The sequence below is a fragment of the Streptomyces sp. NPDC056128 genome (assembly GCF_042263835.1).
Classification (GTDB): domain Bacteria; phylum Actinomycetota; class Actinomycetes; order Streptomycetales; family Streptomycetaceae; genus Streptomyces.
On sequence record NZ_JBHJVQ010000013.1, the window covers coordinates 62,640 to 75,588 of the forward strand.

8 protein-coding genes and 2 pseudogenes are annotated in these 12,949 nt (G+C 67.8%); 2 read left to right on the plus strand and 8 right to left on the minus strand.

Features of this window, described 5'->3' with window-relative positions:
- Window positions 1-170: 170 nt before the first annotated feature.
- Window positions 171-1,055, minus strand: coding sequence for a hypothetical protein (locus ACFC1X_RS23935; protein WP_376356751.1), 885 nt, complete (start codon window positions 1,053-1,055; stop codon window positions 171-173).
- A gap of 260 nt (window positions 1,056-1,315) precedes the next feature.
- Between ACFC1X_RS23935 and ACFC1X_RS23940 the strand changes: the two genes are divergently transcribed.
- Window positions 1,316-2,275, plus strand: a complete 960-nt coding sequence (locus ACFC1X_RS23940) for a hypothetical protein (RefSeq protein ID WP_376356753.1) — start codon at window positions 1,316-1,318, stop codon at window positions 2,273-2,275.
- Between the two features lie 74 nt (window positions 2,276-2,349).
- Here the strand turns inward: ACFC1X_RS23940 and ACFC1X_RS23945 are convergent, their stop codons facing one another.
- The 7 genes and pseudogenes from ACFC1X_RS23945 to ACFC1X_RS23975 form a co-directional block, all read right to left on the minus strand.
- Entirely contained in the window at window positions 2,350-3,189 is an 840-nt protein-coding gene (locus ACFC1X_RS23945) for a macro domain-containing protein (protein ID WP_376356755.1), read from the minus strand.
- A 202-nt stretch (window positions 3,190-3,391) separates the two neighbouring features.
- Window positions 3,392-3,969: pseudogene (locus tag ACFC1X_RS23950) on the minus strand (EamA family transporter); the annotation flags it as partial.
- 14 nt (window positions 3,970-3,983) lie between these two features.
- Entirely contained in the window at window positions 3,984-5,237 is a 1,254-nt protein-coding gene (locus ACFC1X_RS23955) for an RNA-guided endonuclease InsQ/TnpB family protein (protein WP_376356757.1), read from the minus strand.
- Between the two features lie 293 nt (window positions 5,238-5,530).
- Window positions 5,531-5,746: pseudogene (locus tag ACFC1X_RS23960) on the minus strand (EamA family transporter); the annotation flags it as partial.
- Window positions 5,743-6,255 (minus strand): YbaK/EbsC family protein, encoded by a 513-nt coding sequence (locus tag ACFC1X_RS23965; protein ID WP_376356759.1) that lies wholly within the window; start codon window positions 6,253-6,255, stop codon window positions 5,743-5,745. The gene ACFC1X_RS23965 and the pseudogene ACFC1X_RS23960, both read right to left, overlap by 4 nt.
- Window positions 6,256-6,418: 163 nt before the next feature.
- The gene (locus ACFC1X_RS23970; protein WP_376356761.1) at window positions 6,419-8,659 is read right to left on the minus strand and encodes an MMPL family transporter; all 2,241 of its coding nucleotides are present in this window, start codon (window positions 8,657-8,659) and stop codon (window positions 6,419-6,421) included.
- Window positions 8,660-8,780: 121 nt separating this feature from the next.
- A complete protein-coding gene (locus ACFC1X_RS23975) occupies window positions 8,781-9,392 on the minus strand; it encodes a TetR/AcrR family transcriptional regulator (protein ID WP_376356763.1) in 612 nt (203 codons plus the stop codon).
- Window positions 9,393-9,558: 166 nt separating this feature from the next.
- Here ACFC1X_RS23975 and ACFC1X_RS23980 point away from each other — a divergent pair, with 166 nt between their 5' ends.
- Entirely contained in the window at window positions 9,559-12,894 is a 3,336-nt protein-coding gene (locus ACFC1X_RS23980; RefSeq protein ID WP_376356765.1) for a S41 family peptidase, read from the plus strand.
- Window positions 12,895-12,949 lie beyond the last annotated feature (55 nt).

A 12,949-nucleotide genomic window follows, 5' to 3' on the forward strand; every position in this document is an offset into this window, starting at 1 on the left:
GCGATCAATCGGAGTGCGTCACGGGTGACCAACCCGACGCGCGCCGAACACACGCTGACGCTAACCGCCTACGAGTGGGTAAGGCCTGGCAACCACTGTAGGACCTTCGCGATCACCCACCTATCGCGCAGAGTTACGTGCCGCGAAGGTACGAAAGCCTTCGAAGTCCTCTAGGTCCACGAGATCGTCTGCTCCTCCTCGTGAGCCTCACCGGCCTCGGTCCACCGATGTATCACGATCCCCTGAAAGGCGAATCCTAGGCCCGTTGCTGCTACTGGAAAATCAAAGTGCGAGCGAGGGAGGATGCTCGATGCCGTCATGTCTCCGAACGTGATTGGATCCTCCCCTTCCGAAGCAGAGCGAAGCCTCAGCACTACATCTTCCGCGACCGTGTCGCCCAGATTCTGCACGCGGAGGCGTTCTCTCACTGACTTCATTTTCACTCGCCCACGATTATCGGTCACCGGCTCTCGATCGTAGAGATAAGTGGACCGCAAAATCGCTCCCGAAACCGAGGCAGGAGCCTCAGCATCCTCGTAACTCAGATCACTCAAATCGTAGGCGTCACGTTCTAGGCTTCTCCGCACTTTGGTGACGAGGTCATCTGGGGAGACATAAGTTCCCGTCAGACCGTACTCCTGCATTTCCAATCGGAATGCACTCAGCGCTTTCAGCTGATCAGGATCATGGTTGCGCGGAACAGAACCTTCGGAAAAGAAGACATGAACCGCAGCACCACGTTCACGAGCCCGGAGAATCTCCTCTGCTGTACCAGAGGCTGCACGAGCGGTCGCCTTCCCAAGACGACTATTGAATACCGCAACTACAATGTCCGCCACATCGGCAAACTGCTCATTAATCTCCTGCTGAGCATCATTACGCCCCACCATCGGAACAGCGTCCAACTCCCACCGCAACGGCAGCATGTGAACCTTGCGTCGCAGCGTGTGATCGCTGTTCCAACTACGAATTACATCCTCAACGAGGTCACGCTCGGAGGCCGTGTCGCCCGGAGACGCGATCAAAACGCTCAATGTGATCGTTTGCAGAGCCATGAACAACAGAGTAGGGGAACGCACTGACGGCGAAGGGGTGCATCACCGAAAAGGCGAGCAATCGCGCTACCGACCAGGTCACACCGCCGCTGCCACCTGGGGAGAGAGGCCGGCATCCCCAGAGGCACCTTCCGCCACAATTAGGGCATTTATCCGATTCGCCCCACTAATTGCGCCCTCAGCTTGCTGACCCCTTCGTTCGATCTAACTTGCGTCCAAACAGCCGCACCTCACCACGAGTGTGTGCTAAGCCTAATGACATGGCTGACTACGAACTGGCTCACCCCCTATACCTCGACGTGCAGATGATGGTTAGTTTCCTTGCCTACCTTGAGGGAGGAGTGCACCTCTCCAGCGAGCAGACCGTCCAGAAGGAAAAACTTCGGGCGGGAAAGCCAAACCACGAGGGCGAGATGAAGCTACCTTCCTTGGGGGCGCTTCTGGGATTGGAAGCTTCTCTTAGCGCGGAAGGCGGCCACCCTGTTGCCGAGACTGCTGAGACCAGAGTGGCACGTCACCACACCGCAGCCAGCCTTTTCAATGGGCTATATGCTTTTCTTCACCAGGACAATGCGATCCTGGCACTCGAGAACCGAGACCAGTTGGCCGCTGTTACACCCGGCACTTTCGTAAGACTCTCAGGCCGGTACACGGGTAATCCCCTGGAGGAAATGCTGGCCATCCTCACTCAGGCGATGTCGTACATGGGAGACATTTCTCAAAGTGTTGAGGAAAAGCGCTCCCAAAAATCTGCGAACCGCAAGTCAGGGAACCCGCAAAATCGCGAGCAAGCAGGCCAGAACGAAGCACACCCATACGCCGAGATGGCGGAGCAGTTCCGGCAGTTCGAACAGAGTATCGAGATGAGGTTCATGAGGAAGATGAAGGAAGAGTTGGAGTCGTCGCCCATTCATGACGTTGTTCTTGAAACCGCATCAGGAGTTAGGGCGGTTCTGACTGTGTCGTCAGAATACTACGATGCCGCCGTTGCGGAAAAGCTCAGCTCGGGGGACTTCATCGTCTTGGGCAAGGTCACCCGCGTGGTACGTGAGGGCGAGTCTATTAATCTTTCGCGTCGAACTGTCGTGGGGAAAATGGAAGACATGTCAGGCTCTGTGACCGACGCCATGACCAATATCCCGGGATTCAACTTGCAGTCCAACGAACCGTTCGTGAGGTACCCAGCAGTCCAAATTTTGCCGATGGCAATTTTTGTTTGAATTCGTCTAGCCCATCTCAACAGCAAGCGGGGCAGTCGCCGGTAGCGGCGGTGCCGACCTCACCGCCGCTACGGTCAGAGTGTTCTGAGGAACCTCTCCACATCTACCAAGTTAACACCATGGCGATCTTTCGGATGTACCACAATAGTCAATTTCCGAGATACTATCTCCTCGCGCGATGAGGCAACGAATGATAGAGCGATCATTTTAATCAGACTTGTTCGATCCAGCGACCCCACTCGCGCCAACTCTGAGCCTATTACAGGAATGGCTACCGGATCGAGCCCGCCATGGATTCTGACTGAGTTCCAAGCCGCCGTGAGGCTCGCCCAGAGCGCATCCACGGAGCAGCTGACTCGCAAGTCATTCCTCATGTACCCGTAGGCTACGGCATAGAACCGTTTTTCTGAGCGCTCAAGCATAATCGTTGTTCCTATTGGGTACCGACCTCGCTTACCCCTCCGCTTATTCTCGACATCTTCTGACGCGCTCAGTTGAATTCCAGACAACCGTCTACTTAGATCAAAATCAAGATCCCCGGTGGAGCCGGTATAGTATTTTTCTTGAAACTGGCCTTGCACGCTGCGAGGGCTGATTACGATCCCACCCTCAAGGTCGGTATCAAAAGTGTCCGTGAAGCCGACAATCACGTTCTCTGGCTCATTCAGTACATCTCCACATTTTACTTGAATTGCAAAATCCGGATACCTATACCTGTGATCTGTTTCGAATTTTGGCCAGGCATGCCAGACACCCACGACGAGACAACTGCTGGCCAGCAACATCAGAATCCATATGTCATGTTGGGTCAGACTTGGCCATACTGCGAGAGCTACCTGAAATGCCGCACTCAGTAAACCGAATGCAGCCAGCGATGCCGATGCAATAGCACCAACGCCTTGTCGCGTGAGCATGACTTCGCGCGCACCCCGTCGCACACGCACCACCCCCTGCTTTCTCGTTCATCGGAGTTTTCTGCGGTGAGCATCCCCAGGAACGCGGTCTGAGACTCTCACGCTGGACAGACGACGGCCTCACGCACAGCGGGAAGCCCTGGCGGTCAATGGCAGGTGACCCAGAGGCACCGGGACGCGAATGTACGAGGGCGCAGGGTCGCTAAGCCCGGCAGCCGTCATGCCCATAGGCAATACAGCCTGATCGAAACTTGACTGAGGACTCGCGCAGGGCGGCGATCGGCGCGAGTTCGGCGCGCGTCTGCGCCCACAGGACGAGTGCGTAGGCGCCGACGGAGAGCACCGCGCCGGCCAGTCCCAGTCCGGCCCGGGGCCGCAGCAGCGCCCAGGCACCGGCGCGGTGGCGGTAGAGGAAGTGCGCCGGCAGGACCGTCCCCTGTACCGCCATCAGCCAGGCGATGTACCCAAGGGAGGTCCCGGAGGCGCGTACGCCGAGCCCGTCGACCACGGTGTACGCCCGATGCTCACGCCGGTGGCGAGGGCCGCGCCGATCGCCGCCCAGTCGGGCCGGCGTCCGCGCAGCCCTCACAGGGCGACGCCCGTCAGTCCGGCGCAGGCCAGCAGGACCCCGGCGGTCGCCCAGCGGTCCGGAACCTCGTGGACGAAGACGGCGGCGCCCACGGTGACCAGCAGAGGCGCGCTGCCGCGGGCGATCGGAGAGGCCTTGCCGAAGTCGACCAGCCGGAAGGACCGCATCAGCAGGGCGTAGTAGGCGATTTGACATCCTCCCCCTCTTAAGGAAGGGGGATTCCAACCCGATTGGGTTGAGGTTCACGGGCGCTCGAACGGCCGGTGGCCGTTGTCACCCCTCCGGCACCGGCCGACCGCCGGGGGCGGGGGAAGCCGCCCTGTCCTGCCGCGACATTGTTCGCTGCGTTCTCATCGGCGTTGCAGGTGAACCCGCAGGACACACAGACGAAGTCGGCTTGGCTCTTGCGCGACTTCTTCTCGATCCATCCACAGGCACTGCACCGCAGGGACGTAAAGGGTGCGGGAACGTCCTCGACCCGGCCCGGAGCCTTGTCCTGCGTACGCTGCCGCAGCAGGCCCCACCCCTGGGCGAGGACCACCCGGTTCAGCCCGGCCTTCTGCCGGACCCTCGTGCCGGGCTGCTCGACCGTCCCCTTCGCCGAGCGGGTCATGTTCTTGATGTTCAGCTTCTCGAACCGGATCACGCCGTAGGTGCGGGCGAGCATGGTCGAGGTCTTCTCGCACCAGTCCTGACGCCGGTCGGCTTCGCGCGCCTTGACTCTGGCGACCTTGGCGTACTCGGCGGTCCTGGCCTCGCTGCCCTTCGGAGCGCGAGCAGCCCGTCGCTGGCGCTTGCGGATCTGCGCCCGTTCCCTGACGGTGAGCTGCGGACAGTTCAGCTTCCGCCCGTCCGAGAGGGCTGCGGTGATCTTCACGCCACGGTCGATGCCGATGACCTCCTCCGTGCCGTGCACGTCGATCGGCTCGGGGAGAACGGCGAACGCGATGTGCCACTGACCGTTGCGGAAGGTGACACGGAACGTCTTCGCGTCGGGCAGGCGGGCACCTTGGCCCTTGCAAGACAGGCGGAAGCGCACCCACCCGCAGCCGGGCACCCTCACCTGCGCCCACCGCCGGTTCAACCTCTGCACCACGACCAAGCGGCCCATGATCTGCCTGCCCTTGGCGTTCAGCTTCGGCGACCCGTCCGCCTCGAACTCTGCGACCCGGCCGGTGCCGATGACGCGGAAGCCTTCGTGCACGTACTTCTTGCGCCACGACGGCTCACCGAAGCCGGAGGTGAACCTGGCGCTCTTGGCCCTGGCGAAGTCCTTCAGGGCCTGCTGCTGCACATCGGCGTTGCCAGCGCGCAGCCATACGTTCTCCCGCCGGGCCTCGGTGAGCTGACGGCACTGCTCAGCGAAACCGGGCGCGGCCCTGCGGCCCCTGTGCCAGTGCGCGTGCTGCTCGACGGCAAGGTTCCACACGTACCGGGCGTGCGCGCAGTGGTCGAGCATGATGCTCGCCTGCTCGCACGTCGGGTACATCCGGAAGCGTGACATGCCGCGAACCTAGCCCACACGTTCCCCGACCGGGCACGCCATCGATCAACATCACCTGTGTGAGTGACCGCTCCCGGCCACCCACCGGCCACAGGGCCCTCAACTTCCGTCACCACCCCCTGTTCGCGCCCGCCCTCAGCGCCCTGGGCGGCGACGCCGAATCGCCCTGGCGGCGATTCGGCCACCCCTGCCCCGATCCCCCGGGAGCGGGCATTCACCCCGGCCGTCAAGCGCCGGGCACCCTGCCCGAAAGCAAGGTGGAGCACGGCGGAGACCAGGAGGTACGGCCAGGCCGCGGCCTTCGGGACCGCCGTGAACGGCAGCAGCGCGAGACCGATGAGCATCCCGCCGCCGGATATCAGCGCGAAGCCGGTGAGCTTGTCCGTGATCCGGTGGGCGATCGCGTTCCAGCTGGCGTGCGTGACGGCGGCGAGCAGGACGGCGCCGGTGACCAGAGGGGTCACGCGGAGCGCTCGCGCACGTCCGCGAGGGTGGCGCCGGCGGTGGTGACGAGGTCCTTGGGCGCCATCGGGAACACGGCGTAGGGGGTGCCGGCGGCGGCCCAGACGACCTCGTGGGCGAGGAGCGAACGGTCGGCGAGGACGCGGGTCGGGTTGCGGTGCCCGAAGGGCGGGACGCCGCCGATCGCGTATCCGGTGGTCTCCCGTACGACGTCGGCCTTGGCCCGCGTGACCTTCTCGGCGCCGAGTTCCTCCCGGACGCGCTCCAGGTCGACGCGGGAGGCGCCGTCCATGAGGACCAGGACGGGCACGCCGTCGGCGGCGAAGATGAGGGACTTGCAGATCTGGCTCAGCTCGCACCCGATCGCGGCGGCGGCCTCGGTGGCGGTACGCGTGGCCTCGGGGAAGCGCCGGGCCTGGGCGGCCAGGTCGCCGAGGCCGAGTCCGCGCAGGGCCTCGGCGAAACGGGGGTGGGCGGCGGAGGCTGCGGAGGCGTCGTCGGTGGTGGTCATGGACGGCACGGTAGCGGTACGTGTAGCCGACATGCGACCTGGTTCCGCGGCGCCCGGTCGGGCCCCCCGCACGGCCACGGTACGGAGGAAGCCGGTGAGGGCAGCCCCGTCCCCACGGAGCCCTCACCGGCTGGTCTGCTGTCCTCCTGTCAGAGGCGGCGGGTCAGGTGCGCACCAGTTCCCGGTCCTCGTCGGGGCCGGAGCCCCGTTCTTCGGCCGTGCGCAGTCCCTCGCCCTCGACGTCCACGTTGGGCAGGGCGCGGTCCAGCCACTTCGGCAGCCACCAGGCCTTCTTGCCGAGCAGCGCGAGCACCGCCGGGACGAGGGCCATGCGGACGACGAAGGCGTCGAAGAAGACGGCGATCGCCAGGCCGAAGCCGATCATCTTGACCATCGACTCGCTGGAGCCGATGAAGCCCGCGAAGACCGCCATCATGATGACCGCGGCAGCGGTGACGACCCTGGCTCCGTGCTTGAAGCCGGTGACGACCGCCTGGCTGGGCTTCTCCCCGTGGACGTACGCCTCCCGCATGCGGGTGACCAGGAAGACCTCGTAGTCCATGGCCAGGCCGAAGACCACGCCGACCATGAAGATCGGCATCATCGACATGACCGGGCCGGTCTCCTCGACGCCCATCAGGCCGGACAGCCAGCCCCACTGGAAGACCGCGACGACCGCGCCGAGCGCCGCCATGACGGAGAGCAGGAAGCCGAGCGCCGCCTTCAGCGGGACCAGGATCGAGCGGAACACCACGATCAGCAGGAGGAAGGCCAGGCCGACGACGAGGACCAGGTACGGCAGCAGCGCGTCGTTCAGCTTCTCGCTGACGTCGATGTTCATCGCGGTCGAGCCGGTGACCAGGGTCTGCGCGCCGGTCTCGGCCTTGATGTCGCCGCCCGCGTCGCGGATGGCGTGCACCAGGTCCTCGGTCTGCACGGAGGACGGCTTGGAGTCCGGGATCACGCTGATCGTCGCCGTGTCGCCGCCCTTGTTGGGGGCGGGCGGGGTCACCGCCACGACACCGTCGAGGCCCTTGATCTCGTCGGAGACCTGGGTGAAGGCGGCCTTCGGGGCGTCGCTGCCCTTGGCGTCGACCACGACCATCAGGGGGCCGTTGAAGCCCGGTCCGAAGCCCTCGGAGAGCAGGTCGTAGGCGCGGCGCTGGGTCGTGGACGTCGGCTGGGAGCCGTCGTCGGGCAGGCCGAGTTCCAGGTCGGCGGCGGGGATCGCGGCGGCGCCGAGGCCGATCACGCCGAGGAGGAGGACGGCGAGCGGGCGGCGGACCACGAAGCTCGCCCAGCGGGTGCCCAGGTTGGCCTTGGCCGGCTCGGTCTCCTTCTTCGCCTCTGCCTTCTCGCCGCCCCGGCGACGGCCCAGGAGCCTGCCCTTCGCACCGGCCGGCTTGACGCGGCGTCCGGCGTAGCCGAGCAGTGCGGGGATCATCGTCAGGGCGATCAGGACCGCGATGGCGACGGTGCCGGCCGCCGCGACGCCCATCTTGGTGAGCATCGGGATGTTGACGACCGCGAGGCCCACCAGGGCGATGACGACGGTGAGGCCGGCGAAGACGACCGCGGAGCCCGCGGTGCCGACCGCCCGGCCCGCCGCGTCCTCGCGCTCACGCCCCTCGGCGAGTTCGGCGCGGTAGCGGGAGACGATGAACAGGGCGTAGTCGATGCCGACCGCGAGGCCGATCATCATCGCCAGGATGGAGGTGGTCGAGCCCAGTTCCAGCGCACTGGCCAGCGCGGTGATCGAGGAGACGCCGATGCCCACGCCGATCAGGGCGGTGAGCAGGGGCAGCCCGGCCGCGACCAGCGAGCCGAAGGTGATGACCAGGACGACCGCGGCGACCGCGATGCCGATGATCTCGGTGGCGCCGGTCTCCGGTACGGCCTGGAGCGCGTCACCGCCGACCTCGACGGTCAGCCCGGACTCCCGCGCCTGCTCGGCGGCGTCCTCCAGGGCGTGCTTGGTGGACTCCTCCAGCTCCATGCCGGAGACGTCGTAGCGCACCGACGCGTAGGCGACGGTGCCGTCCTTGCTGACGGCGTTGCCGGTGTACGGGTCGGCGACCGAGGCGACCTCGGAGCCGTCCGCCAGCTCGTCGACGGTCTTCTCGACGGCCGCCTTGTTCCCGGCGTCCGTCATCTTCTCGCCGGACGGTGCCTTGAAGACGACGCGTGCCGTCGCCCCGTCGGCGCTCTGGCCGGGGAAGCGCTGTTCCAGCAGGTCGAAGGCCTTCTGGGCCTCGGTTCCGGGGATGGAGAAGGACGTGGTGCCGGCGGGCGGGGCGCTGGCCGCGCCGACGCCGGCGAGCGTCAGCAGGGCCACCCAGATCAGGGCGACGAAGTGTCGTCGGCGGAAGGCGAGCCGGCCGAGTTTGTAGAGGAACGTGGCCACGGGGGCGTACTCCCGGTCAGGTCGTGGGAACTTCGGGGCAGGGGGGAACGGCCCGACGACGTGAGCGGTGACGTCAGATGGGGCTCAGCAGGGGTTCAGCAGGGTTCCGGCCGGGGTTCGGCTACAGGGACGTGTCGGTGGTGGAGACGCCGAGTGCGGGGAGGATCACGGCGTCTATGTAGGAGGCGAGGAAGGCCCGGGTCGGCGGCTGGTCGTCCAGCAGCGTGCGGGTGGCGAAGCCGCCCACCATCATGTGGACGAGGAAGTCCAGAGCCGGACAGTCCGGTCTGATCTCGCCGCGGTCGACGGCGCGTTGCAGCACCCGCCGGAACTCCGCCATCTCGGGTTCGATGAGCTGGTCCCGGAACGCCTGGCGCAGGTCCGGGTTCTGGTGGAGCGCCATGGCGACGCCGCGCATCAGCGCGGAGTTCTGTTCCATGGTGCAGTCGTCCTCGCGGGCCATCAGGGCGTGCAGGTCGCCGCGGAGCGAGCCGGTGTCGATGTCGCCGATCTCGCCGGGCTTGTTGTGCCGGATGGCCTTGACGACCAGCTCGGCCTTGCCGCCCCACTGGCGGTAGAGCGTCGCCTTGCTGGACCGGGTACGGGACGCCACGGCGTCCATGGTCAGGGCGTCGTACCCGACTTCCCGGAGCAGGTCGAGCACGGCCTCGTACAGCTCGGCCTCGCGCTCGGGAGTGATCCGACTGCGACGCGCGGTGGCTGCCCCGGTCATCTCGCTCACCCCTCTCCAGTCCACTCTGTCAGAACGACACCGTTTCGTACACGACGAATGTACCCCAGCCGCTAGCGAAACGAAACGGTTTCGTTCGTGTCCTGGGTCACGGTTGTCGGCTCGCCATAAGTTGCCGGTACCCGGCGCCCGGAAAAGCATGGGGTAGGTGAGTTATCTGCGCCTTCCGCACCTCAGTGGCGACCAGCTCTGCTTCGTGGCAGAGGACGACCTCTGGCTCGCGTCCCTCGACGGTCCGGGCCGCGCCTGGCGGCTCACCGTCGACCGCACCAAGGCCGGCCACCCGCGCTTCTCGCCCGACGGCCGGCACATCGCGTACACCAGCTGGCGCAGCCTGGTGCCGGAGGTCCACCTGGTGCCGGTGGACGGCGGCCCCGGGCGGCAGCTCACCCACTGGGGCGGCTTCGACACCCGGGTCTGCGGCTGGTCGCCGCCCGATCCCGACGGCACCACCGCCGTCCTCGCCGTCGCCTCGCACGGCGAGCCCTTCTCCCACCTCACCTGGGCCTACAAGGTCGGCCCCGACGGCGACCCCGGCCGCAAACTGCCCTGGGGCCCGGTCACCGACATCCAGGCCGCCGACCTCGACGGAGAGCGCCGGACCCTGCTGCTCACCGGCACCCCGCCGCACGAACCCGCCGCCTGGAAGCGCTACCGGGGCGGCGCCACGGGCCGGCTCTGGCTGCACGGGGAGCGGCTCCTGCCCGACCTCGGCGGGCACCTGGCCGCCCCCATGTTCGTCGGCGACCGGATCGCCTTCCTCTCCGACCACGAGGGCGTCGGCAACCTCTACTCCTGCGCCCACGACGGCACCGGCCTGCGCCGCCACACCGACCACGACGCGTTCTACGCCCGCAACGCCGCGAGCGACGGCACCCGGGTGGTGTACCAGTGCGCGGGCGACCTGTGGATCGTGGACGACCTCGCGTCCGACTCGGTGCCGCGCCGGCTCGACGTGCGCCTCAGCGGACCGCGCGCGGGGCGGCGCACGTACCAGGTGCCCGCCGCCCAGAACGTGGGCGGCATCTCCGTCGACGAGACGGGCCGCGCGAGCGCCGTCGTCGTCCGGGGCAGCCTGTACTGGCTCACCCACCGCGACGGCCCCGCCCGCACCCTCGCCGACACCCCGGGCGTACGGGTGCGGCTGCCGGAGATGCTCGGCGAGAGCGGCCGGATCGCGTACGTGACGGACGCGGCGGGCGAGGACGCCGTGGAGATCGCCCACCTGCCCCGGGCCACCGGGGGCCGCGCGGCCCGGCGGGCGGCAACCGGAGGGCTCGGCCGGATCCTGGAGCTGGCCTCGGACCCCGCGGGCGACCGCCTCGCCGTCGCCTCCCACGACGGCCGGCTGCTGCTGCTCGACGTCGCGGAGGAGGACGCCGGGGCCGCGGAGGCGCTGGAGGGGGAGGGTACGGGGAGCCCGGCGGAGGACGCCGAGAGCCCCGGTACGGCCGGAGGCGGCGTCACCGAACTGATCCGGTCCGTCAACGGGCCCGTGACCGACCTCGCCTTCTCCCCCGACGGGACCTGGCTCACCTGGTCCCACCCGGGCATCGGACGCTCGCTGCGGCAGATCAAGATGGCCCGGATCAACGGGCAGAACGGGCACGACCCGCTCGTCGTCGACGTGACCGACGGACGCTTCGAGGACGAGAACCCCGTCTTCACCCGGGACGGCCGCTACCTCGCCTTCCTCTCCTGGCGCGGCTTCGACCCGGTGTACGACGTGCACACCGGCGACCTGTCCTTCCCGCTGGGCTGCCGCCCCTACCTGGTCCCCCTGTCCTCCGCGACCCCCTCCCCCTTCGCCCTCAACCCCGAGGGCCGCCCCGCCGCCGGCGGTCTGGACCCCCTGGAGGACGAACCCGGCGAGGGCGGCGCGGTCACCGTCGAGGTCGAGGGCCTGGAGAGCCGGGTGACCCCCTTCCCGGTCGCCGCCTCCAAGTACTCGGCGCTGCAACCGGTCGCCGGGGGCGGTCTGGTCTGGCTGCGCTGGCCGATCTCGGGCGCGCTCGGCGAGACCTTCGCCAACCCGGCCGACCCCAGCGAGCGGCCCACCCTGGAGCACTTCGGCCTGGCCAAGGCGAAGAAGTCCGAACTGGTCGACCACCTCGACTGGTTCCGGGTCAGCGGCGACGGCACCCGCCTGGTCGTGCTCGACGAGGGCGACCTGCGCGCGGTGCCCGCCACCGAGGCCGGCGACAGCGACTCGACCACCTGGATCGACCTCCGCCGCATCCTGCACGTGGTCGACCCGCCCGCCGAGTGGCGCCAGGCCTACGACGAGGCGGGCCGCCTGATCCGCGCCTACTTCTGGGACCCCGGCATGTGCGGCATCGACTGGGACGCCGTGCTCGACCAGTACCGCCCGCTGGTCGAACGGGTCGCCTCCCCGGACGAGTTCGCCGACCTGCTGCGCGAGGTGCTCGGCGAACTCGGCACCTCCCACGCCTACGTCGCCGCCGCCCGGCGCAACGAGGGCCCGGCGCACTACCAGCGCTGGCAGGGCCTGCTCGGCGCCAACTTCGTCTGCCGGGACGGCCACTGGGTGGTCAAGCGCATCCTGCCCGGCGACTCCTCCGACTCCAAGGCCCGCTCCCCGCTGGCAGGCACGGGCATCCGCGAGGGGGCCGTGCTGACTCACGTGGACGGCCGCCCGGTGGACCCGGCGGCGGGCCCGTATCCGCTGCTGGCGGGGGCGGGCGGTACGACGGTGGAGCTGACCTTCGCACCGGCCGAGGGCACCGCGGGACCGTCCCGGAGGGTCGCCGTCGTGCCGCTGGTCGACGAACGCCCCCTGCGCTACCAGGACTGGGTGGCCAAACGCCGCGAGGTCGTCCGCGAGTTGAGCGGCGGGCGGTGCGGCTATCTGCACATCCCCGACATGGGCGGCTCGGGCTGGGCCCAGTTCAACCGCGACCTGCGCATGGAGGTGTCCCGGCCCGCGCTGATCGTGGACGTGCGCGGCAACGCGGGCGGGCACATCAGCGAACTCGTCGTCGAGAAGCTCACCCGCACCATCCTGGGCTGGGACCTCACCCGCGACGCGCAGCCGGTGTCGTACGCCTCCAACGCGCCGCGCGGCCCGGTCGTCGCGGTCGCCGACGAGGCGACGTCCTCCGACGGCGACATGATCACCGCCGCGTTCAAGCTGCTGCGGCTCGGTCCGGTGGTCGGGCAGCGCACCTGGGGCGGCGTGGTCGGCATGACCGGCCGGCACCGCCTCGGCGACGGCACGGTGATCACGGTGCCGATGAACGCGGCCTGGTTCGACGCGTACGGCTGGTCCGTGGAGAACTACGGCGTCGCCCCCGACGTCGAGGCGCTGCGCACCCCCCTGGACTGGGCCGAGGGCCGCTACCCGGTGCTGGACGAGGCGGTGCGGCTGGCGTTGGAGCTGCTGGAGACCAACCCGCCCGCGACACCGCCCGGTTACGCGGACGTACCGGACCGATCCCGTCCGCCCCTGCCGCCCCGGGAGTGAGTACTGGGGCCCGACCGCCGGGACATGGCCGCCCGGGCATGAGAAAGGGCGCCTC